At 68.1% G+C, this 21,858-nt stretch carries 25 protein-coding genes; 16 read left to right on the top strand and 9 right to left on the bottom strand.

Translation table 11 applies throughout. The annotated features are described in order from the left end of the window. Positions 1-4: 4 nt before the first annotated feature. Positions 5-532, bottom strand: coding sequence for a DUF2505 domain-containing protein (locus tag ACFULV_RS11300; protein WP_378634071.1), 528 nt, complete (start codon positions 530-532; stop codon positions 5-7). A 64-nt stretch (positions 533-596) separates the two neighbouring features. Next, the gene (locus ACFULV_RS11295; RefSeq protein WP_378655565.1) at positions 597-1,733 is read right to left on the bottom strand and encodes a UDP-N-acetylmuramate dehydrogenase; all 1,137 of its coding nucleotides are present in this window, start codon (positions 1,731-1,733) and stop codon (positions 597-599) included. On the opposite strand from ACFULV_RS11295, the gene ACFULV_RS11290 reads away from it, so the two are divergent. Beyond that, positions 1,732-2,217: a DUF2505 domain-containing protein gene (locus ACFULV_RS11290; RefSeq protein WP_378634077.1), complete on the top strand. Its 486-nt coding sequence runs from the start codon at positions 1,732-1,734 to the stop codon at positions 2,215-2,217. The genes ACFULV_RS11295 and ACFULV_RS11290 overlap by 2 nt on opposite strands. A gap of 141 nt (positions 2,218-2,358) precedes the next feature. Then, the gene (locus tag ACFULV_RS11285) at positions 2,359-3,525 is read left to right on the top strand and encodes an Ig-like domain-containing protein (RefSeq protein ID WP_378655952.1); all 1,167 of its coding nucleotides are present in this window, start codon (positions 2,359-2,361) and stop codon (positions 3,523-3,525) included. 63 nt (positions 3,526-3,588) lie between these two features. Here the strand turns inward: ACFULV_RS11285 and ACFULV_RS11280 are convergent, their stop codons facing one another. Continuing rightward, positions 3,589-5,031 carry a DHA2 family efflux MFS transporter permease subunit gene (locus ACFULV_RS11280; RefSeq protein WP_378634080.1) on the bottom strand — a complete coding sequence of 481 codons (1,443 nt, stop codon included), beginning with the start codon at positions 5,029-5,031 and terminating at the stop codon, positions 3,589-3,591. Further along, the gene (locus ACFULV_RS11275) at positions 5,028-5,630 is read right to left on the bottom strand and encodes an NADPH-dependent FMN reductase (protein ID WP_378655562.1); all 603 of its coding nucleotides are present in this window, start codon (positions 5,628-5,630) and stop codon (positions 5,028-5,030) included. Before ACFULV_RS11275 ends, ACFULV_RS11280 begins: the two co-directional genes overlap by 4 nt. Between ACFULV_RS11275 and ACFULV_RS11270 the strand changes: the two genes are divergently transcribed. Together ACFULV_RS11270 and ACFULV_RS11265 are read left to right on the top strand one after the other, a co-directional pair. Continuing rightward, positions 5,629-5,805: a hypothetical protein gene (locus ACFULV_RS11270; RefSeq protein WP_378655559.1), complete on the top strand. Its 177-nt coding sequence runs from the start codon at positions 5,629-5,631 to the stop codon at positions 5,803-5,805. The genes ACFULV_RS11275 and ACFULV_RS11270 overlap by 2 nt on opposite strands. Beyond that, a complete protein-coding gene (locus tag ACFULV_RS11265) occupies positions 5,802-7,160 on the top strand; it encodes an MFS transporter (protein ID WP_378655556.1) in 1,359 nt (452 codons plus the stop codon). The genes ACFULV_RS11270 and ACFULV_RS11265 overlap by 4 nt, the downstream gene beginning before the upstream one ends. Before the next feature lie 85 nt (positions 7,161-7,245). Here ACFULV_RS11265 and mscL read toward each other — a convergent pair whose 3' ends face one another. Together mscL and ACFULV_RS11255 are read right to left on the bottom strand one after the other, a co-directional pair. Further along, complete coding sequence (gene mscL / locus ACFULV_RS11260) at positions 7,246-7,698, bottom strand: large conductance mechanosensitive channel protein MscL (RefSeq protein WP_378634088.1); 453 nt, start codon at positions 7,696-7,698, stop codon at positions 7,246-7,248. 295 nt (positions 7,699-7,993) lie between these two features. Next, positions 7,994-8,728 (bottom strand): SDR family NAD(P)-dependent oxidoreductase, encoded by a 735-nt coding sequence (locus ACFULV_RS11255; RefSeq protein ID WP_378634091.1) that lies wholly within the window; start codon positions 8,726-8,728, stop codon positions 7,994-7,996. Positions 8,729-8,853: 125 nt separating this feature from the next. Here ACFULV_RS11255 and ACFULV_RS11250 point away from each other — a divergent pair, with 125 nt between their 5' ends. The 5 genes from ACFULV_RS11250 to ACFULV_RS11230 all read left to right on the top strand — a co-directional run bounded on the left by ACFULV_RS11250 (position 8,854) and on the right by ACFULV_RS11230 (position 14,235). Then, a complete protein-coding gene (locus tag ACFULV_RS11250; protein ID WP_378634094.1) occupies positions 8,854-9,672 on the top strand; it encodes an alpha/beta fold hydrolase in 819 nt (272 codons plus the stop codon). A gap of 120 nt (positions 9,673-9,792) precedes the next feature. Further along, complete coding sequence (locus ACFULV_RS11245; RefSeq protein ID WP_378655553.1) at positions 9,793-10,806, top strand: alpha/beta hydrolase; 1,014 nt, start codon at positions 9,793-9,795, stop codon at positions 10,804-10,806. A gap of 431 nt (positions 10,807-11,237) precedes the next feature. Then, complete coding sequence (locus ACFULV_RS11240; protein ID WP_378655550.1) at positions 11,238-12,233, top strand: alpha/beta hydrolase; 996 nt, start codon at positions 11,238-11,240, stop codon at positions 12,231-12,233. Positions 12,234-12,385: 152 nt separating this feature from the next. Then, positions 12,386-13,744: a D-inositol-3-phosphate glycosyltransferase gene (gene mshA, locus ACFULV_RS11235; RefSeq protein WP_378634495.1), complete on the top strand. Its 1,359-nt coding sequence runs from the start codon at positions 12,386-12,388 to the stop codon at positions 13,742-13,744. Further along, a complete protein-coding gene (locus ACFULV_RS11230; protein WP_378634103.1) occupies positions 13,741-14,235 on the top strand; it encodes a YbjN domain-containing protein in 495 nt (164 codons plus the stop codon). The genes mshA and ACFULV_RS11230 overlap by 4 nt, the downstream gene beginning before the upstream one ends. Positions 14,236-14,286: 51 nt before the next feature. On the opposite strand, the gene ACFULV_RS11225 is transcribed toward ACFULV_RS11230, so the two are convergent. After that, on the bottom strand, positions 14,287-15,462 hold the full coding sequence (locus ACFULV_RS11225) for a lipase family protein (protein WP_378634106.1): 1,176 nt from the start codon (positions 15,460-15,462) through the stop codon (positions 14,287-14,289). Between the two features lie 187 nt (positions 15,463-15,649). Between ACFULV_RS11225 and ACFULV_RS11220 the strand changes: the two genes are divergently transcribed. The 4 genes from ACFULV_RS11220 (at position 15,650) to ACFULV_RS11205 (ending at position 18,054) form a co-directional block, all read left to right on the top strand. Beyond that, a complete protein-coding gene (locus ACFULV_RS11220; RefSeq protein ID WP_378655548.1) occupies positions 15,650-16,543 on the top strand; it encodes an ROK family protein in 894 nt (297 codons plus the stop codon). An 86-nt stretch (positions 16,544-16,629) separates the two neighbouring features. Continuing rightward, positions 16,630-16,806 (top strand): hypothetical protein, encoded by a 177-nt coding sequence (locus tag ACFULV_RS11215; RefSeq protein WP_170112119.1) that lies wholly within the window; start codon positions 16,630-16,632, stop codon positions 16,804-16,806. A gap of 27 nt (positions 16,807-16,833) precedes the next feature. Further along, the gene (locus ACFULV_RS11210) at positions 16,834-17,571 is read left to right on the top strand and encodes a phosphoglyceromutase (protein WP_378655545.1); all 738 of its coding nucleotides are present in this window, start codon (positions 16,834-16,836) and stop codon (positions 17,569-17,571) included. Between the two features lie 135 nt (positions 17,572-17,706). Next, on the top strand, positions 17,707-18,054 hold the full coding sequence (locus ACFULV_RS11205; RefSeq protein WP_378634114.1) for a DoxX family protein: 348 nt from the start codon (positions 17,707-17,709) through the stop codon (positions 18,052-18,054). An 18-nt stretch (positions 18,055-18,072) separates the two neighbouring features. Here ACFULV_RS11205 and ACFULV_RS11200 read toward each other — a convergent pair whose 3' ends face one another. Then, on the bottom strand, positions 18,073-18,789 hold the full coding sequence (locus tag ACFULV_RS11200; protein ID WP_378655543.1) for an NADPH-dependent F420 reductase: 717 nt from the start codon (positions 18,787-18,789) through the stop codon (positions 18,073-18,075). A 110-nt stretch (positions 18,790-18,899) separates the two neighbouring features. On the opposite strand from ACFULV_RS11200, the gene ACFULV_RS11195 reads away from it, so the two are divergent. The 3 genes from ACFULV_RS11195 (at position 18,900) to ACFULV_RS11185 (ending at position 21,335) form a co-directional block, all read left to right on the top strand. Then, entirely contained in the window at positions 18,900-19,280 is a 381-nt protein-coding gene (locus ACFULV_RS11195; RefSeq protein WP_378655540.1) for a winged helix-turn-helix transcriptional regulator, read from the top strand. Between the two features lie 130 nt (positions 19,281-19,410). Then, on the top strand, positions 19,411-20,649 hold the full coding sequence (locus ACFULV_RS11190; RefSeq protein ID WP_056816211.1) for a cell wall metabolism sensor histidine kinase WalK: 1,239 nt from the start codon (positions 19,411-19,413) through the stop codon (positions 20,647-20,649). Continuing rightward, on the top strand, positions 20,646-21,335 hold the full coding sequence (locus ACFULV_RS11185; RefSeq protein WP_056814516.1) for a response regulator transcription factor: 690 nt from the start codon (positions 20,646-20,648) through the stop codon (positions 21,333-21,335). Before ACFULV_RS11190 ends, ACFULV_RS11185 begins: the two co-directional genes overlap by 4 nt. Positions 21,336-21,522: 187 nt before the next feature. On the opposite strand, the gene ACFULV_RS11180 is transcribed toward ACFULV_RS11185, so the two are convergent. After that, positions 21,523-21,852: a hypothetical protein gene (locus ACFULV_RS11180; protein ID WP_378655538.1), complete on the bottom strand. Its 330-nt coding sequence runs from the start codon at positions 21,850-21,852 to the stop codon at positions 21,523-21,525. Between the last annotated feature and the right edge of the window lie 6 nt (positions 21,853-21,858).

The raw sequence follows: 21,858 nt of genomic DNA, 5'->3' as shown, positions 1-21,858 counted from the left end.
TGCGTCAGACCGACTTGTCGGCGGTCTGATTGTCCAGGTAGCGCAGGGTCTCTTCCTGCTCGGCGCGGAACAGGTCCACCAGGTTCACCAGCATCAACTGCTCCAGGCGCGGGCCGACCATGGGGATGAAGACCTTGGCGGTGGGCGAGAAGCGCATGGTGGCGCCGGTGTCGGTGGGGAACAGGCGGATGGTGCCGGTCAGGCTGCCGGGGCCGGCCGGAATCGAGGCGGAGAACTTGCCCTCGGTCTCGTCGTGGGCGAACGGGCCCCAGCTCTCCTTGCGGGTGATCACCATGTCCTTGCGCATCACGGTCTGGGCGATCTCGGGGAGCATCTCGCGGGGCAGGGTGTGGTGCAGGACCACGTCGATGCCGTCGTCGGTGACGTCGAGGCTCACCACTTCGTTGTTGGGCGCGTACTTGCGCATTTCGGCGACGCGGGCTTCCCAGTAGTCCCTGCTCTGGAGGGCTGCGTACAGCTCTTCGGTGGTGTGCAGGGGGTAGCGAGCCGAGTAGTCCAGTCTGCGTGCCATGGCAGAACACGTTACGTGGTTGGGGTGCGGGCGGAGGGAAGAGGTGGGTTGTCTGTGCTCGGTCCTATAAATCGATGCCGACGGTTACCGGTTCCGGCTCCAGCGTCACGCCGAACCTTTCCTGGACGCCCGCGCGCACGGTGCGGGCCAGGGCGACGATGTCGGACGCGGTCGCGGTGCCACGGTTGGTCAGAGCCAGGGTGTGCTTGGTCGACAGGCGCGCGGCGGCGCTGTCGCCGGGGAAGCCCTTCGCGAAACCGGCGCGTTCGATGAGCCAGCCCGCCGAGAGCTTGGTGCCGTCGGGTGCGGGATAGGTGGGCACCTTGACGTCGTCGCCGACGTGCGCGGCGATCGCGGCCAGTACCCGCGGCAGCTGCTCCTCGGTGACGACCGGGTTGGTGAAGAACGAACCGGCGCTCCAGGTGTCGTGGTCGGCCGGCTCGAGGACCATGCCCTTGCCCGCCCGCAGGCGCAGCACTTCGGCGCGCACCTGCTCGACCGGGCGCGTCTCGCCGTCGCCCGCGCCGAGCACCTTCGCCAGCTCGCCGTAGCGCAGCGGCGCGCTCATCCCGCTCGGATCCAGGGCGAATTCCACCGCGAGCACCACCGCGTCGTCGCTGTGCTTGAGCACGCTGGTCCGGTAGCCGAAGCCCAGTTCGGCGGGTTCGGCCCAGCGCACGTCCCCGGTCGTGCGATCGAGCAGGCGCACCCGGCGCAGCAGCGACGCCACCTCCACGCCGTACGCGCCGACGTTCTGCACCGGTGTCGCACCGGCCGAACCCGGAATCCCGGACAGGCACTCCAGCCCGCCCAGCCCGGCCGCGACGGTCGCCGCGACGACCTCGTCCCAGTTCGCGCCTGCCTCCGCCACCACATTGTCGGTTCCCAGCTCGACGCCGGTCGTGCCGACCAGCACGACCACGCCGTCGAAGCCCGCGTCGTCGATGAGCAGGTTCGACCCGCCCGCCACCAGCAGCACTGCGATACCGGCCGCGTCCAGGGCCTTCACCGTGGCCACCAGGGCCTCGGTGCTCGCGCATTCGGCGAGCAGCGCGGGCCCGCCGACCCGCAAGGTCGTCAATTCGGACAAACGCACCGAATCGCGGACCTTCGCGCCGGTATCGGCAAGCAGGTCACGCAGCTGATCGGAGGACACCACCCGTGTTGTACGCACGTCCGCAGACGGTACCGTGTCGAGCATGGCTACACCTCTGGCGTTCACTGCCGGCTACACGCATTCCGTCGATGCGGTGCGCGCCGCGTACTCCGACGAGCAGTACTGGAAGGCCCGGATCGCCGAGGTCGGCGGGCCCGGTGCCCGGCTCGACGCCTTCGCCGTGGACGGCGACCAGGTCCGCGTCCAGATGGTGCAGTCCATCCCCGCCGACCAGCTCCCGCCCGCCATCACCGCTGTGCGCCCCGGCGACCTGATCATTCCGCGCACCGAGACCTACACCGGCACCGGCGGCATCTTCGAGGCCCACGTCGACGGCGCCCCCGCGGTGGTCCGCGGCACGGTGACCATGGCACCCGACGGCGGCACCGGCTCCACCACCGCCATCAACGGCACCATCGAGGTGAAGATCCCGCTGTTCGGCGGCAAGATCGAGGCGGCCATCTCCGAGCGCCTGATCGAACTCCTCGGCAACGAGGCCACCTTCACCGAGGAATGGCTCAACCGGTAGTAGCGGTCTCGGTGAGACCGCGCTCACGGGGTGTGGGTCGGTAGCTCGGCGTACATTCGATGCGTGAGCAAACATTCGGTAACCGATCTGTTGCGCGCGCGGGTCACCGCGCGGCGTAATTCGTCGGCGCACAGGCGTGAAGTGGGCGTTCGGGGCGGGCGATCCGTGGTTGCGGTGAGCGTGCTGGCGGTGCTCGTCGTGCTCACCGGGTGCACCGTCGACCGGCAGGGCGAGGCCGCCGAGGCGGCTCCGGTGGCGCAGGTCACCATCGCGCCCACCCCCGGAGCCACCGATGTGGATCCGGTCGCGCCCGTGTCGGTGACGGTCGCGCACGGCACGATCGACCAGATCGCCCTCACCAATGCCGGCGGCAAACAGATCACCGGTCAGCTCAGCCCCGACCGCACCACCTACAAAGTCTCCGAACCGCTCGGCTACGGCGCCACCTACACCTGGGCCGGTACGGCCATCGGCGCCGACGCGAAACCGATCCCGATCGACGCCACCTTCACCACGATCAGCCCCCAGTCGACCATCCCGGCCACGATCAACATCGGCGACGGCCAGGAGGTCGGGATCGCGGCGCCGATCATCCTGAAGTTCGCGGGGCCGGTCACGAACAAGGCGGCCGTGGAGAAGGCCCTCACCGTCACCACCGACCAGGGCACCGAAGGATCATGGGCCTGGCTGCCCGACGACGGCGGCTCGCGGGTGCACTGGCGTCCGAAGGACTACTGGACCCCCGGTACCACCGTGCACGTCGCCGCGAAGCTCTACGGCGTCGACCTCGGCGGCGGCGCCTACGGCGACTCCGATGTCACCTCCGACTTCACCATCGGCCGCAGTCAGATCGTCATCGCGAACGCGCCGAGTCACCGCATGCAGGTGGTGCGCGACGGCGCCACGATCTTCGATTTCGCGGTGTCCTACGGCGAAGGCAACGAGCCGCGCAACGTGACCCGCTCGGGCGTGCACATCGTCACCGAGAAGTACGAGGACTTCATGATGTCGAATCCGCCGTACTACACCAACGTTCGTGAACGCTGGGCCGTCCGTATCTCCAACAACGGCGAATTCATCCACGCCAACCCCGAATCCCTCTCGGCGCAGGGTTCCTCGAACGTCACCAACGGCTGCATCAACCTCTCACCCGGTGACGCCCAGGCCTACTTCCCGACCGCCCTCTACGGCGACCCGGTGGAGGTGACCGGCACCTCGATCGAGCTGTCCCAGGCCGACGGCGACGTCTACGACTGGGCCCTCGATTGGCCGACATGGAAGTCCATGTCCGCCTTGCCCGCCGAATAATCCCGCACCTGCGCCGTCGTGCCGCGGTGGTTCGAACGCCACGGCACGACGGCTCGCCGGCCCCTAGCGTCGGGGCAGGAGCAGCGCTGGGACGAGCGCCAGCGCGATCATGACGGGCGCGATCAGATAGGTGTGCTGGAACGCGTCGGCCAGGGCGGGAGCGAGTTCGGCCCGCTGGTCCGCCGTCATGGCGTGGAGCGCCTGGAGGCCACCCGTCACCGGGAGCAGCGCGCCCAACGTCACCGAGGCCACCGCGGTCCCGATCGCCATCGACGTGGTGCTGATCATGTTCAGCACCGTCGAACCGGCGGGCTGCTGCTCGCGGCTCAGCGGCCGGGTCGCCGTGGTCATCACCGGCATCAGAGTCCCGCCGCCGCCCGCGCCCATCAGCACCATCGTCAGGCACAGCGCCCAGTACGGCGCGTCCGCGTCGAGCTGGATCACGAACAGCACGAAACCGGTGAGCGCCACCGTGATCGACGCGGGCAGGTACCGGCCGGGCGGAATCCGGTCGATCAGCCTGCCCGCCACCTGCATGGTCGCACCCGATGCCAGGGCGAACGGAATCCCCAAAGCGCCTGCCACCAGTGCTGACTCACCGCGCACCACCTGGAAGTACAGCGGCAGCAGCAGCATCGAACCGAAGTAGCCGCCGGCGAACACCGCCAGCAGCACCGCGGAGGTGCCGGTGATCCGGTTGCCGAGCACGCGCAGATCCAGCAGTGGCACCGAGGTGGTCAGCGAACGGCGCACGAACGCGGCGATCAGGCCGACCCCCACCAGCAGCGGCACCAGCACCGCGGGCGTGGCGAATCCGGCACTCTCGCCCGCGGCGGTGACGCCGTAGATGACCAGCGCCAACCCGGGCGACATCAGCAGCAGCCCACGGATGTCGAGCGCCCGCGGCGGTTCCGGGGCGTCGTCGGGCACCACCCGCACCGCCAGCAGTAACACCAGCGCGCCCAGCGGCAGATTGATGAAGAACATCCACCGCCACGACACCTCGTCGATCAGATATCCGCCGATCACCGGGCCCAGCAGGGGGCCGACCAGAATGGCCAGACCGAGCGTGCTCATCAACTGCCCGAGGCGGTCGGGCCCGGCCGCGCGCAGCAGGATCGTCATGGCCACCGGCATCAACAGCCCGCCGCTGGCGCCCTGAATCAATCGGAAAGCGATGAGCGACTCGATGTTCCACGATAGCCCGGCCAGCACCGAGCCGACCACGAACGCGCTGATCGCCGTCAGATACAGCCGCTTGGCGCCGAATCGGCCGACCAGCCACGCCGAGGTCGGCACCACGGCGCCGAGGGCGAGCGAGTAGCCCGTGGCGACCCACTGGATCGTGCTCAGGCCCGCGTGGAACTCCATCGACAACTTGTTGATGGCGACGTTCACGATGGTCTGATCGAGCGTGGCCATGATCATGCCGACCACCAGGACCAGGGCGATCCGCATCGGAGCGCGGCTGGTGGCCGGTTCGGCGGTGGTGATCACGGCGCTCACTTCCCGTACGGCTGGGCGAGGCGGGCGGTGCGCAGAGCTTCGCCCCACCAGGTGAGCTGGTCGAGCATGGTCGCCGCGGCGGCGTCGGCATCGTTCGGCGCGGACAGCTCGCCCGCGTCGTCGAATCGGCCCCACGGATTCGGGAAGCAGACCGAGTCGCGCACGGTGACGGCGTGGAGTTCGGCGAAGACCGGGCGCAGGTGTTCCACGGCGCGTAGTCCGCCGGAAATGCCGCCGTAGGAGACGAAGCCGACCGGCTTGGCCTGCCATTCGGCGTGGTGGGTGTCGATCAGGTTCTTCAGCGTGCCGGGGTAGCTGTGGTTGTACTCGGGCGTCACCACCACGAACGCGTCGGCGCGCGAGAGCTTTTCGGTGGCTTCGGCGACGGAAGGGTGATCGGTGGCGGCGCCGAACGCGTGTGGCAGTTCGATGCCGGCGGTGTCGACGATGTCGACGGTGACGGTGTCGCGCAGGGCCGCTTGCCGGACGAACCAGCTCGCGATCGTCGGACCGAAACGCCCCTCCCTGGTACTGCCGATGACGACCGCGAGCCGCAGCGGGCTGATTGCGGTTCGGGCGTGGTCAACCGTGGCGCTCATGACGTTCCTCTTCGTCGGTGACGGCCCCTCGGCCGCCGCTGCGCTCTACCGTCCTACCTCAACGGTCATTGAGGTCAAGCCGGAAAAGATATCGGTGGTCCGGGAATACTTTTCGGCTTATGCTGCTTATTGCGTTCATACGCAGATAAGCAGCCTTGAAGGGCAGGCATCATGAGCACCTCACTGTTCGCGCACCGCGACTACCGATTGCTGTTCACCGCCCAGGTCGCGGCCCTGTTCGGCACCGGACTCACCACCGTCGCCCTCGGCCTGCTCGCCTACGAACTGGCAGGCGGCAACGCGGCCATCGTGCTCAGCACCGCGCTGACGCTGAAGATGGTCGCCTACGTCACCGTCGCGCCGATCGCGGGCGCCTACGCCGGCCGGCTGCCGCGCAGGCAATTCCTGATGGCGCTCAACGGTGTGCGCGGCGCGATCGTGCTCGCCCTGCCCTTCGTCGACCAGATCTGGCAGATCTACGTGCTCATCACGCTGCTGCAGATCGCCTCGGCCGCCTACACCCCCACCTACCAGGCGGTTCTGCCCGACATCCTGCCCGACGAACGCGACTACACGAAGGCGCTGTCGGCCGCCCAGCTCGCGGCGACGATGGAAACGCTGCTCAGCCCGATGCTGGCGGCGCTGGCCCTGAGCCTGATCAGCTTCCACTGGCTGTTCGTCGGCACCGGCCTCGGCTTCGCGGTGTCGGTTGCCCTGGTGACGGCCGCGCGCATCCCGAACGCGGCGGTCGGTGACGGCGCGATCGCCGAGCGGCTCGCCGCCGGGCTGCGGCTGTTCGCGGCGACGCCGCGACTGCGTGGACTGCTCGGATTGAACCTGGTGGTCGCCGCGGCGGGCTCGGTGGTGATGGTCAACACCGTGAACTACGCGCGGGATGTGCTGGGCGGCGACCAGTCCGGCGTCGCGCTGCTGCTCGCGGCGAACGGTCTCGGCACGATGTTCATCGCGCTCACCCTGCCCAAGATCCTCGACCGCCGCGGTGAACGCCCGGTCATGCTCACCGGGGCGGCGGTGCTGCTCACCGGCCTGACCGCTGCGCTCGTTCTCTCGACCCTGCCGACGGGTGAGTGGCACTGGCCCGCCGCCCTCACCACCTGGGCCACCATCGGCGCCGGCACCGCCCTGATCCTCACCCCCACGGGCCGCGTCCTGCGCCGCTCCGCCCGACCGGAAGACCGTCCGGCCCTCTTCGCCGGCCAGTTCTCCCTGTCCCACCTCGCCTGGCTGATCACCTACCCGATCACCGGCTGGCTGGCCACCACCGCCGGCTTCACGGCTACCTGGGCGACCCTGGCCGTCATCGCCGGCATCGGCACCGTCGCGGCGATCCGGCTGTGGCCCCGCCACGACCCGGCCGAGATCACCCATATCCACGAACTCGGCTCGGTCGACCCGGCGATCCTGGCCGACGCGATTCAGGTCGGCCCCCGGCACTTCCAGCACACCCACCCCTACGTGATCGACCCCGACCACCCGCGCTGGCCTGCCAAGACCCTGGCTTACGCCTGAACCCGACCGGAAACGAACGACCCCTCGACTCGACGGTCGGGGGGTCGTTCGCGTCCGGTGGGCCGGACGGGGGAATCGGAGGCGACTACGCCTCGACGGACTCGCTGGCGCGTTCCTTGCTCAGCGCGACGGCCTGGTCGGTGCTCAGGCCCTGCTGCTTGGCCAGCAGGTCGCGGATCTCGATGAGCAGTTCGGTCTCGGTGGGCTCGGCATCCTTGGTGGTGCCGAACTTGTTCTTCAGCGACTTCATCGGGAGCATCAGCACGAAGTACAGCACCGCGGCGACCATGAAGAAGTCGATGAACGCGGTGATGATCGGGCCGAGCGCGATGAACGTCGCCGGCTTGTCGGCGATCAGCTGGACGCCGAGGCCCAGTTCGTTGGTCGAGCCGAACACCGCGAGCAGCGGGTTGATGAGTCCCTTGCTGAACGAGGTGACCACCGCGGTGAACGCGGTACCCATCACGACCGCGACCGCGAGGTCGATGACGTTCCCGCGCATCAGGAAATCTTTGAACCCACTGAAAACAGACTTCATACCGAGCATCGAACTTCTACTCCTAGGGGCTGGCTAACGGCAAACGGCGATGTTAATGCCAGTTCGGGTATCGCGGCGAATTCGCAGCAACGATCGAACCGCCCGCTCCCAGTATCAATTCCCACGCCCACTCTCGCCACTCGAACGGCTGTCGCGCCGGATTCGCCTGTCCCGCGCGCGGATTGACCGCCCGGCTCGTCGCGTCGTGCGACGGGCCGGGCGGCGAACCCGACGAGTCCAGGTGTCGAGTCTCACGTTTGAGGGGAGTAAGTGGTGCCGAACTGGGGAAACGTACTCAGGAGCGGCGGGCGAAGGAGCCGGGGCCTGCTTGGTCTCGGGGTTTGACGACGATGGTGTCGAGGTTGACGTGGGGAGGGCGGGTGGCCACGAAGCCGACGATTTCGGCGATGTCCTGGGCGTGCAGGGGATCGATGCCCTCGTAGACCTTGGCGGCGCGGTCGGCGTCGCCGTCGAAGCGGACCAGGGAGAACTCGGTTTCCACGGCGCCGGGGGCGATCTCGGTGAGGCGGACCGGCTTGCCGAGCAGCTCACCGCGCAGGGTGCGGTGAGCGACGGCCTGGGCGTGCTTGGCGGAGGTGTAACCGGAGCCGTTGTCGTAGGTGTGCAGGGCGGCGATGGAGGTGATGGTGACGATCAGGCCGTCGCCGGACGCGATCAGCTTGGGGAGCAGCGCCTTGGTGACGCGCAGGGTGCCCACGACGTTGGTCTCCCACATCCAGCGCCAGTCGTCGAGGTCGGCGTCGATGACCGCGGCCATGCCCTTCGCGCCGCCGGCGTTGTTGACCAGCACGTCGACGTGGTCGATGGCGTCGGTGAACGCGCGCACCGATTCCTCGGAGGTGACGTCGAGTTCGATGGCGGTGCCGCCGATCTCCTCGGCGAGGCGCTGCACGCGGTCGAACCGGCGGGCACCGACGTAGACGTGATAACCCTGTTTCGCCAGTTCCCGGGCGGTGGCTTCACCGATTCCCGAGCTGGCCCCGGTGACGACAGCGGTGCGAATGCTCATGTTTGCCGATCTTATTCGCCCGGGATTCCCAGCCGCCATGGCTCCGATCACGGTGATGTCAGGCGTTCGCCGCGGCCGTGCGCGGCTGGGGAATCCTTCGTGACCGCGCCGATTAACCTGTCGGTATGGCTATTCGCGATGCTGTCAGTGCCGATGGAACGAGGATCGTCTACCGGGTGATCGGTACCGGTAGGCCGCTGGTGCTGCTGCACGGGTGGGCCGGGAATCTGCGGTGCTGGGGGGCGGCCGCGGACGAGCTGGCCGAGCGCTATCGGGTGATCGCGGTCGATCTGCGCGGTCACGGGTACTCCGACGACCCCGGCGCCGGTTACGACGACCCCAAGGCGTGGGCGGGCGATGTGGCCGCGGTGCTGGCCGCCGAGGGTGTCGACGCCGGTGCGGTGCTGCTGGGCTGGTCCTATGGTGGGATCGTCGCCACCGACTACCTCGCCACCTACGGCACCTCGGCTGTCGCCGGTGTCGTCTATTGCGGCGCGCCCGCCCATATCGGGCGCGATGTGCCCGGTGCGGCACCGGGGCCGTCGATGGAGAAGGCGATTCCGGGCGTGTTCGACGAGGCCGCCGGGCGGGCGGTGCGGGCGTTCTCGGTGTTCGGCAATGCCAATACCGGGCCCGGCGCGGACAAGGGCGTCGACGCGCAGCGGTTGTTCGGCGGCAGTCTGGCGACCCCGCCCTCGGTGCGCAAGGCGCTGTTCTACCGCACGATCGACAACACCGAAACCCTGCGCGCCCTGGATGTTCCGGTTCTGGTGCTGCACGGCACCGATGACCCGGTGGTCCCGGCGGCCAATGGTCAGTACATCCTCGACAATGCCCCTGACGCTCGCGGTTCCTTCTGGGAAGGCGCTCTGCACGGGCTGTTCATCGAGGACCGGCCACGCTTCCTCGCCGAGGTCAGCGCGTTTGTCGACGCTCTGGAGTGAGCTCGGCAGCCCGCACCTGCTCTGAATCGACAATGTTTCAGAAACATGTCCGGGGCAGGTGAGGCCGACCTACTCTGAAGCTCGACGGCCATGTCCCACGGCCGGGCATGGAGGTGGCGCATGAGCGTCTTGACGCGATGTGTGCCGGCTCTCGTGGCAGTCATGGTGTGCGCCGCCCCGGTCGCCGGAGCGAGTCCGGCCACCGACGCCGCGCGGCTGATTTCCGTCGAGCCCGGTCCCGGCTGCGTCGTCGAGCTGGTGGTGCACTCCGCCGCCATGGCGAAACCGGTGACCGTCGCGGTGCTGCCCGCGGCCGACCGTTCGGCGACCGCGCCCGTCCTGTATCTGCTCAACGGCGTCGACGGCGGCGTCGGCCCGTCCGGTGACTGGCGCGACGGCGGCAACTGGCTCACCCGCACCGACGCCGACACCTTCTTCGCCGGCAAGCAGGTCACCATCGTGATGCCGATCGGCGGCGCGGGCAGCTACTACGCCGACTGGCAGGCCGACGACCCCGTCCTCGGCCGTCAGCGCTGGACCACCTTCCTCACTCGCGAGCTGCCCCGCGTCATCGACCGTGAGTTCCACGGCACCGGAGCCAATGCCGTTGCGGGCGTGTCGATGGCGGGCACCGCCGCCTTCCAGCTGGCGCTCGCCGCGCCCGCGCTGTACAAGGCGGTCGGTTCCTACAGCGGCTGCGTCTCCACCAGCGGTCCGCAGGGTCATGCCATCGTCAACACCGTCGTCTCCGGCCAGAACGGTGACCCTGTGAACATGTGGGGACAACCCGGCGACCCGCTCTGGGCCGCCAACGACCCCTTCCTGCACGCCGAGCGCCTGCGCGGCCTGGCGATCTACGTCTCCTCCGGTACCGGTCTTCCCGGTGTGCTCGACACTGTCGACGGGCCGGGGCTACACGGTGATTCGATGAAGCTCGTCGACCAGCTGATCATCGGCGGCGCGCTCGACGCGGTCACCGCGCTGTGCACCCAGCAGCTCGCCACCCGCTTCCACGACCTGGCCATCCCCGCCACAGTCGACCTGCGCCCCAACGGAACTCACTCCTGGGGCTACTGGCGCGAGGATCTTCGTCACTCCTGGCCGCTGTTCGCCGCGGCCCTGCGCGTCGGCTGAACGTTCCCGCGCGCCGGTCGCGGCGGCGGCCGGTACCGACGTGACCTGCCTGCGGTTTTCGGTGCGGACTTCACCGCCGATTCCGGTGATGCGAATAAGTTTGCAGACATGTTGCGTCATGTTTCGCAATTCGCGGCCTCGAATGAAAAGGTCCGGTCGGTCTATTCGCGCAGGCGATATCTGTCGGCGGGAGCGCCGGTCGTGCCGGGCGATTCGGGCTCCTGCGCAGGTAGAGTGATCGGCGTGATTGGTCTGCCGCGCTGATGTGATCGGCCTGTGATTGTTCTCGCTAACCAATCGGATCGAACGTCCAGAATTCAGGAAAATCTTCTGGGAATCGTCACAGACTTCCGCTGAATTCGTGTGTAGCGTTCTGGAATGTCGTTGGATCGTATGTGGAGAAGAGGATTCGGCGTCGAGATCGGAGTTCGATGATGTTTGGTCGGGCAGTGGGCGTACGGGTCGCAGTGGCCGTGCTGGGCTTGTTGGCCGGTGTCGTGGCCGGGGTGCCCGCGGGTGCCGAACCGGGGGCGGCACGTATCGAGGATCAGCGGGTCGAACCCGATCGCACCATCGATGTGGGCGTGTACTCACCGGCGATGGACATCGTCACCCGGGTGCGGGTGTTGCGGGCCGCGGATCCGAAAGCGCCCGCGCCGACGCTGTATCTACTCAACGGGGTCGGCGGAGGCGCCGACGGCAACTGGCTCGATCGCACCGATGTCGTCGAGTTCTTCAAGGACAAACAGGTCAATGTGGTGATCCCGTTCGGCGGGGCCGGAAGCTATTTCGCCGACTGGCGAACCGACGACCCGGTGCTCGGCAAGCAGCGCTGGACCACCTTCCTCACCAGGGAACTACCGCCCGTGATCGACGCGGAGTTCGGCGGCACCGGCGCCAACGCCATCGCGGGACTGTCGATGGCGGGCACCTCGGTGTTCCAGCTCGCGCTCGCCGAACCCGGCCTGTACCGGGCGATCGGGTCCTACAGCGGGTGCGTGCGCACGAGTGATCCACGCGGACAGGCGATCGTGCGGACGGTGGTGGGCAGCAGGCTCGGCAACGCGGCGAATATGTGGGGCCCACCCACCGATCCCGCGTGGTCGGCCAACGACCCCTACCTGCACGCGGAAGCGTTGCGCGGCACCGACGTCTACATCTCCTCCGGCACCGGCATTCCCGGGCCGTACGACACCATCACCGCCGCCCAGGGCGACCCGGCGCAGCTGACCATGCAGCTGCTGTTCGGCGCCGGGCTCGAAGCCGTCACGAATCTGTGCACCCAGCAGCTGCGCGATCGACTGCAGACACTCGGCATTCCCGCGACGGTGGACATGCGCCCCAACGGCACTCACTCGTGGGGCTACTGGGAGCAGGACATGCACAAATCGTGGCCCGTGTTCGAGGCGGCGCTGCACCGCTCGTGACGGCCGAACGCGAGGGCCGAAATCCGCTCGCGCGCGGACCGCGGATCGGGCAGGCTCGACCACGACGAGGACGTGAACTCACTCACGAACACGCTGTGACAGCCGTCACCGAACCCGGTAGGGGCAACGGTGGCGGCGTCGCGGCGTGCACACTGGAGGGTGTGAGCCAGCGTCGTCCCGATCTTTTGCCCCATCGCATCGCGGTGCTGTCGGTGCATACCTCGCCGCTGGCGCAGCCCGGTACGGGGGACGCGGGCGGGATGAATGTCTACGTGCTGCAAACCGCGCTCGAGCTGGCCAAACGGGGCACCGAGGTGGAGATCTTCACCCGGGCGACCTCCTCGGAGCTGCCGCCGGTGGCCGAAGCCGCACCCGGCGTGATCGTGCGCCACGTGGTCGCGGGCCCGTTCGAGGGACTCGACAAGCACGAGCTGCCCACCCAGCTGTGTCCGTTCACCGCCGAGGTACTGCGCCAGGAAGCGCGGCATCTGCCGGGCCACTACGACCTGGTGCATTCGCACTACTGGCTGTCCGGCCAGGTGGGGTGGCTGGCACGCGACCGCTGGCGGGTGCCGCTGGTGCACACCGCGCACACCCTGGCCGCGGTGAAGAACGCCGCGCTGGCCGAGGGCGATACTCCCGAACCCGAGACCAGGGTAATCGGTGAGAAGCAGGTGATCGCCGAGTCCGACCGGCTGGTGGCCAACACCGGTGACGAAGCCCGTCAGCTCGTCGAGCTCTACGGCGCCTCGCCCGACCGCATCGACGTGGTGCCGCCCGGCGCCGACCTGACCCGCTACCGGCCCGGTGACAAGCTCGCCGCGCGCACCGAGCTCGGGTTGCGCGCCGACGAGCAGATCGTCGCGTTCATCGGCCGGATCCAGCCGCTCAAGGCCCCCGATGTCCTCGTGCGCGCGGCCGCCGAACTCCTGAGCCGAGATCCGAGCCGCAAGTTGCGCGTGCTGATCGTGGGCGGACCGTCCGGCACCGGACTGGCCAGGCCCGACGCGCTGATCGAACTGGCCGCCGACCTCGGCATCGCCGAACGGGTCACGTTCCTGCCGCCGCAGCCCGCCGACAAGCTCGTGCAGGTGTATCGCGCGGCCGATGTGGTGGCCGTGCCCAGCTACAACGAATCCTTCGGCCTGGTCGCCATCGAGGCGCAGGCCAGCGGTACCCCCGTCCTCGCCGCCGACGTCGGCGGTCTCGGCACCGCGGTCCGCAACCACGAATCCGGCTTGCTCGTGCCGGGGCATCGCACCCCCGACTGGGCCGACGCGCTGGCCGCCCTGCTCGACGATCCCGACCGGCTCACCCGCATGGGCGCCACCGCCGTGGAGCACGCCGGCAGGTTCTCCTGGGCGCACACCGCCGACGGCCTGCTCGACAGCTACGCTGCCGCGATGGCCGGATTCCGCACCGAACGCGGTCCCATCGCCCTGCACGCGGGCGAGACCAGGCAGGCCAGATCGCGGGCGCTGTTGCGGCGCCGGACGGGAGTGCGCAGGTGAGCGCCGTTTCGCAGGTTATCGACGACACGCTGCGCGATCGCGAGATCGAGTACACCCGCCACGGTGACGACACCTTCATCGTGGTGCTGCCCGGCGAGCGCAAGCTGAAGACCACGGTGATGCTGACCGTCGGCAAGCACGGTGTCCGCATCGAATCGTTCGTGTGCCGCAAACCCGACGAGAACTTCGAAGGCGTCTACAAATACCTGCTGCGCCGCAACCGCCGCCTCTACGGCGTGGCCTACACCCTCGACAATGTCGGCGACATCTACCTGGTGGGCCGCATGTCCGCCGAGTCGGTCACCGCCGACGAACTCGACCGGATCTTCGGTCAGATCCTCGAAGCGGTCGACAACGACTTCAACATCCTGCTCGAGCTCGGGTTCGCCGAATCCATTCGCAAGGAATGGAAGTGGCGGGTCTCGCGCGGTGAGTCGCTGAAGAACCTGCGCGCCTTCGAGCACATCATCGACGACGCCGACAAGGTCTGAGAACACAGCGATGCCGGACAGGAAAGTTCCTGTCCGGCATCGTGTTTCAGCTCAGCAGTTCGTCGGGACCGGTTCGTTGCGGAAGCGGGCCTCGACGTAGTTCCACGCGTCGGGGAAACCCGCCACGGCGGCGGTCATGTGCTCGGAGATCTCGACCGTGTTCAGCTGGACCGGGGCACCCTGACCACACCAGCGGGCGATGGTCTCGGCGACCGGGGCGTACGGGGTGAGGATGTCGTACTTGCCCTGCCAGATGTAGGTGGGTGCGGTCGGCGCGCCCTGGAAGTGCACGAGGCTGTTCTCGCGCAGCACCCCACGGGCCACCTGGCTGCCCATCAGCTCCTTGGACGCCGCCATCTGCTCGGCGTTGCGCAGGGCGCCGTGGAACAGCAGGAAGCGACGGCACGCGTCCTTGGTGAATTCACGGAACCACAGGCCGTTCTCGTTGAGCTGGTCCGACACCGGCACCTGCTCGGGGTACTCGCGCTCGATGCCCATCGCGGCGGCGAAGGCGAGACCGAAGCCGGGGTGCGGCTGGAAACCCAGTGCGTCGGCCATCAGTTCGAGATCGGCGGGGATACCGCCGGACACCACGGCCGCGAGCTTCAGCTCCGGTGCGTACGTGGGCTGCAACGCGCCCGCCCACGCGGTGGCCATGCCGCCGCCCGAGTAGCCGGCGATCGCGACCGGCGAGTTACCGACGCCCAGCTCGGCGACCTTCTGCACCGCGCGCACACTGTCGAGGGTGACCATGCCGCTGAGCTTGGCCGCACCGTAGGCCACCGTCGGGCCGAGGTAGTCGGGCACCGAGATCGCCCAGCCACGCGCCAACGGCAGCATGGCGCCGGGCGCGTCCTGCAGCTCGCCGTTGAACAGCGACTGCGACGGGTTGCAGCGGGTGCCGATCGAGTTGATCAGCGCCTGGTACGACACCAGCGGCGGGTTCTTCACGCCGACCGGCATGAGCACGGTGGTGATGCCCATGATCGCGTTGCCCGCCGAATTGGTGGAGCGGAACGCGACCTGGTGGCCCTCGGTGCCGGGGTACATCCAGGTGTCGATGTGGCGCGTGCGCACGACGTCGCCGGGTGCCAGCGCGGCGATGTCGGCAGGTGCGGTGAAGAACGGATCCGGATCAGGCGTCGGATACAGCGGGTTCGCCCCCGCGGGTGCGGCGAACAAGCCTACCGATAGCAGACTCAACACCAATACAGCGATTTTCGACACAGCTTTCCTTCATCAACAGTAGTGCTGCCCAACGAGACGACCCGACCCGTGTCGAAGTATCTAACGAAAACCTGTGATTTGTACCGACCAGTAGTCAAAGTGTCGCGTGCCACATGTTGTGATGACTCACATCGGGTGCGGGCGAGGTGTGCGGCGACGCGGCCCGGCACGGGAGGTAGGAGTGGTGATGGCGGTGCTTGCGCTCGATATCGGGGCAACGAAATTCGCTGCGGGAGTTGTGGACCCGCACTACCGGCTACACGGGGTGCGTCAGGCCCCCGCTGCCTCCGACGATCCATGGGCGGCATGTCGAGACCTTCTGGTCGCTGTGGCAGGTGACAACGAGGTGAGCGCGGTCGGGATCGGAGCGGCGGGGCCGGTCGACGTGCCCGCGGGAATGATCAGGCCGTTGAACCTTGCGGCGTGGCGCGGCGGGTTCGCGATCGTCGACCACGTGCGCGCGCTGTTCCCGAACGCGGTGGTGCGGTTGGCCATCGACGGCGCCTGTCTGGTGCTGGCCGAGCATCGGGTGGGCGGGTTGCGCGGGGTGGACAACGGCCTGGCCATGACGGTGTCCTCAGGTGTCGGTGGGGGGATTATCGCCGACGGCCGGGTTGTGGTGGGGCGCACGGGAAACGCCGGTCACATCGGGCATATCGTGGTGCCCGGGGATGACACCGCTTGTCCCTGTGGGGGATTCGGGTGCGTCGAGGCGGTGGCGAGCGGGCTGTCGTCGGTGCGCTGGGCGCGGGAGCGTGGCTGGGCAGGGGAGAGCGGGATGGAGCTCGCCGAGGCCGCGCATCGCGGTGACCCGATCGCGCTCGCCGCCATGGCGCGTGCGGGAACCGCTCTCGGTCAGGCGATCTCGTCGGCTGCCGCGCTACTGGATGTGGATCGGGTGGTGATCAGCGGCGGTTTCGCGCATTCGGGCGAGCCGCTGTGGGGACCGTTGCGCGCTGCCGTCGCCCGGCACGCGCGGCTCGAGTTCGTCGAGGAACTGTCGGTGGAACTGTCGACGTTGAGCGAAGGAGCCACGCTGGTCGGTGCGGGAGTGCTAGCGGTCGAGGCCGCCGCGGATTGAGGCGATGTGAGGACTCTTCGGTCCGGCAGGCAATGCGCCCGGCGCGTTCGTTCGGCCTGGTCACCGGCGGGCGTAGCCTCCATGAGGTGGCTGCCGACTACGTGCCGGGCGATGTCGTCCATATTCCGGAGGGTCCGTTCCAAGGAGTGTGCGCCGTAGTGCGCGAAGTCGACTCGGTGGCGTCACGATTACAGGTCGACGCGCTGGTCAAGGGCGGGCCGTACGAGATCGTCATCGGCTTCGACGAGGTGGAGTGGGCCTGACATCACCGCAATGTCAGAATGACCCCTATGACCTACACCCTCGTGCTGCTGCGCCACGGCGAGAGCGAATGGAATGCCCTCAACCTCTTCACCGGTTGGGTGGACGTCCAACTCACCGACAAGGGCATCGCCGAGGGCAAGCGGGCCGGGGAGCTGCTCAAAGAAGCAGGCATCCTGCCCGATGTCGTCTACACCTCGCTGCTGCGCCGCGCGATCAGCACCGCTGACAACGCGCTCGGCACCGCCGACCGGCTGTGGATCCCGGTCGTGCGCGACTGGCGCCTCAACGAGCGCCACTACGGCGATCTGCAGGGCAAGAACAAGGAACAGGTCCGCGAGCAGTACGGCCAGGAGCAGTTCATGCTGTGGCGCCGCAGCTACGACACCCCGCCGCCGCCGATCCAGCCCGACAACGAGTACAGCCAGGAAGGCGACCCGCGCTACGCGGGCATCGAGGTCCCCAAGACCGAGTGCCTGCTCGATGTCGTCAAGCGGATGGTCCCGTACTGGGAGGACACCATCTCCAAGGAGCTGCTGACCGGCAAGACCGTGCTGGTCGCCGCACACGGCAACTCGCTGCGCGCGCTGGTCAAGCACCTCGACGGCATCTCTGATGAGGACATCTCCGGTTTGAACATCCCCACCGGCATTCCGCTGGTCTACGAACTGGACGAGAACATGCGTCCGGTGAAGGCCGCCGAGTACCTCGACCCCGCCGCCGCCGCTGCCGGCGCCGCCGCCGTCGCCAATCAGGGCGGTAAGTAACTCCTTGCCGGAAACCGGCCCCGCACCTTCGAAAGGTGTGGGGCCGGTTCTTTCTGGTGATGTCACACTCGTACCGGCTGTGTCGTCACCTCGGTAGATACCGCGAAACACGCGGTTGCCGAAGGAGTTACGCACATGTTCACCGCCTACGTCATCGTTACTGTCGTCGCCGCACTGTGGGTGGGGTTCTCGGCGTTCTCACTGCTGCGCCGGGCCCCCTTCGTGGTGGAGCCGCTGGTGGAATACGGCGTGCCGCAGACCTGGTGGACACCGCTGGGCATCGCCAAGGCCCTCGGATCGATCGGGCTGCTGATCGGCCTGTTCGTGCCGGTGATCGGGGTTCTCGCCGCGATCGGGCTGATCCTGTACTTCGCGGGTGCGGTGGTGACGGTGCTGCGGGCGCGGTCGTACAAGACGGTCGCGTTCCCGGTGCTGTACCTGGCGCCGGTCGCTGTGGCGCTGGGGCTGGGGATCGCCGCCTGAACGTCCCGGCGACCCGTGTCAGGCGTCGGCGACTGCGAAGGCCGCCGACAGTGGAGGCAACATCGCGCGGGCATCGAGGCCGGCGAACCAGAGGCCGACGGTGAAGACCGAGGTCGCCTCCAGATATCTGGCGCGATGCAGGCCGCCCGCGGTGAACGGTCGCAGAGCAAGGTCTTCGGCGAGCCGGGCCACTGTCTGGACCGCCGCCGCGTCGTCGCCGCAGATCGGGACGGCCAACCGCACACCGTCGAAGACCCGGTCGGCGCCCGCCCACACCTCGGCGGCGAGGAGGTTGAAGGCCTTGACCACATGGGCTTTCGGCGCTGCCGCGGCGATGCGTTCGGCCACCGCGTCCTCGCTCAGGACGAACGCGGTGACGCCGTCGGGCGCCGATTCGTCGGGCAGGAACGCGTTGGTGCAGTCGATGACGATCTTTCCGGCCAGCTCGGCGCCGTGCGTGGTGAGCAGTTCGGTGAGCGCGCTCACGGGTACCGCGAACAGCACTACCTCGGCGAAGGCGATCGCCGCGCTGATCGTCGCCGGTCGCACGTCGACCACAGGCCTGCTCGCCCGGTCGGCATCCGATCCCGCGCCACCGATCGCGTCGACCTCGGACGCGAGTGCCCGCGCCGAGTCGGCCGAGCGGGCCCCGATCCGCACCTCGTGGCCCGCCGTGGCCCAGCCGCCGCCCAACGCGGACGCCATCGCGCCCGCGCCGATGATTCCGATACGCATGAGAACTCCCGTGAGTCGCCAGTGTCGAGCCCGGTGGCATCGACCACACCGACGCTAGAAAGGCCGATAGGCACCCGCGGGTGCCTATCGGCGGTGGCACGCTGGTACCCATGACCGCCGCTGAACCGGTGCAATACCCGCCCTACGGTGACTACGAGGCCGACTGTCCCGCGCGCATGGCGGTGGACCTGTTCGCGAACTCGTGGCTGCCGGTGGTGGTGTACCTGTTGCGCGATGGTCCGCAACGTCACAGCGAACTTCTGACGGGGGCCGGTGGGGTCAGCCAGAAGATGTTGACCCAGACGTTGCGGCGGATGGAGCGGATGACGCTCGTACGCAGGCGGCGGTATGCCGAAGCGCCACCGCGAGTGGAGTACGAACTCACCGAAGCCGGCCGCGATCTGCTCGTTCCGATTTATGCGCTCGGCGCATGGGTCGACCGGCACGGGCCCGCGGTGACCACCGCGATGTACGGCGAACCGCCCGGCTGACACGCCCGGCGAAGGTCCAGGTGCCTGCTGGGTGAACGGCAAAAGAACGCCATGCCAAGTGCCTGTGACCTGCGCGAAACTTCGTCGACCCGCCGACGTTATGTCGCTCCGCACTCGTACGATCAATCTTGTGAGTGTTCCGCAGGCCGTGCTGTTGGCAGTCCTCGCGGCTGTCGTCGGGCTGGCAGTCGGTGGCCTGCTGATCCCGTTCGTCAATGCCAGGCAGGCCGCCCGTACCCAGGAAGACACCGGGCTGACGATGTCGCAGGTGCTCGACCTGATCGTGCTCGCCTCCGAGTCCGGCATCGCCGTGGTGGACGAATACCGCGATGTGGTGCTGGTGAATCCGCGCGCCGAGGAACTCGGGCTGGTCCGCAACCGGTTGCTCGACGAACGCGCGTGGGCCGCGGTGGAGAAGGTCCTCGCGACCGGCGAATCCGCCGAATACGACCTCACCGCCAAGAACCCGCTACCCGGCCGCGGCCGGATCGCCGTGCGTGGTGTGGCCCGCAAACTCTCCCGCGAGGAAACCAGCTTCGTCGTGCTGTTCGCCGACGACGATTCCGAGCAGGCCCGCATGGAGGCGACGCGGCGCGATTTCGTCGCCAACGTCAGCCATGAACTCAAGACCCCCGTCGGCGCGATGAGCTTGCTGGCCGAGGCCATGCTGGAATCGGCCGACGATCCCGAGGCCGTGCGGCACTTCGGCTCCCGCGTACTGGGCGAATCCCGGCGCCTGGGCAAGATGGTGACCGAGCTGATCGCGCTGTCGCGATTGCAGGGCGCCGAGAAACTGCCCGATCTGGCCGTGGTCGACGTCGACACGGTGGTGCAGCAGGCGGTCGACCGCTCGCGCACCGCCGCCGAGGCCGCGGGCATCACCGTCAGCACCGACCGGCCCAGCGGGCTGGAAGTGCTCGGCGACGAAACGTTGCTGGTGACCGCGCTGTCGAATCTGGTGGAGAATGCGATCGCGTATTCACCACAGGGTTCGCATGTGTCGGTGAGCCGGTCGCTGCGCGGCGATCATGTCGCGATGGCGGTCACCGATCGAGGCATCGGGATCGCCAAGGAAGACCAGGAACGGGTGTTCGAGCGGTTCTTCCGCTCCGACAAGGCCCGCTCCCGCTCGACCGGCGGCACCGGGCTCGGCTTGGCCATCGTGAAACACGTGGCGGCCAACCACAACGGCGAAATCACCCTGTGGAGCAAACTGGGCACCGGCTCGACGTTCACGCTGCGCATCCCCGCCCATCTGGAAACCGATGGGGACGAGGACGCGGAACAGACGCCGGAGTCCACCACGAGAGAAACCACCGTCCCGCGCACTCTCGCGGGACGAACGAACGGTGTGGAGGCACGCAGATGACGAGTGTGTTGATCGTCGAAGACGAGGATTCGCTGGCCGAGCCGCTGGCGTTCCTGCTTCGCAAGGAAGGCTTCGACGTCACCGTCGTCGGCGACGGCCCGTCCGCGCTGGCCGAATTCGACCGCTCCGGCGCCGATATCGTGCTACTGGACCTGATGCTGCCCGGCATGAGCGGCACCGACGTGTGCAAGCAGCTGCGCACGCGCAGCGGCGTGCCGGTGATCATGGTGACCGCCCGCGACAGCGAGATCGACAAGGTCGTCGGGCTGGAACTCGGCGCCGACGACTACGTCACCAAGCCGTACTCGGCCCGCGAGCTGATCGCCCGGATCCGGGCGGTGCTGCGCCGCGGCGCCGGTGACGAGCTCGACTCCGGTAGCGAGAACGGCGTCCTCGAGGCCGGACCGGTGCGGATGGACGTGGACCGCCACACCGTGCACGTCAACGGTGGCCAGGTCACCCTGCCGCTCAAGGAGTTCGACCTCCTCGAGTATCTGCTCCGCAACTCCGGCCGCGTACTGACCCGCGGCCAGCTGATCGACCGGGTTTGGGGCGCCGACTATGTGGGCGACACCAAGACCCTCGACGTGCACGTCAAGCGACTGCGCTCGAAGATCGAGGCAGACCCGGCCAAGCCGGAACACCTGGTGACTGTGCGAGGACTCGGCTACAAGCTCGAAGCTTGACCGCCTCCCCGCGACTCCAGCCAGATCCAGGCGCGGGGAGACACGTGTGTGCGGCTGCGGTAAGGGTGCTCGCCGCGTTCGCTCGTACCCGGTGAGTTACCCATGTACTCGCCAGACCAGGGCTCAATGAAAAGGTCCCGTCGGATTTCCGACGGGACCTTTCGTTCGTTGACGAGCGGGAGGACTTTTACAACACGCTCCATGCGGTGCCGAGGGGGGTGTCGATCTTCTTCAGGGCGACCACTTCCACGCCGTCGAACTGCTTGCAGTCGTAGATCGGCACGTCGGCGCCGTTGCCGCGGCAGCCGATGGGCGAGGAGGTGCCCTGCGTGCTGATGATGATGTATTTGCCGTTCTTGGCGGCGTCGATCGCGGCCGGGTCGTTGTAGTTCACGAAGTCGGCCGTGAAGTCCGCGTACGCGGCCGGATCACCGTTCGGTTCGGCATTGGCCAGGCCGGTCATGGAGAGGGTCGCGCCGATCGCGAGGGTCGCTGCGTAGATCGCTTTCTTGGACATGAACAG

The organism is Nocardia sp. NPDC057272 (assembly GCF_042668615.1).
In the GTDB taxonomy this organism is placed as follows: Bacteria; Actinomycetota; Actinomycetes; order Mycobacteriales; family Mycobacteriaceae; genus Nocardia.
Note: the sequence above shows the minus strand (reverse complement) of the source record. Positions and strands in the feature narration are given on the sequence as shown.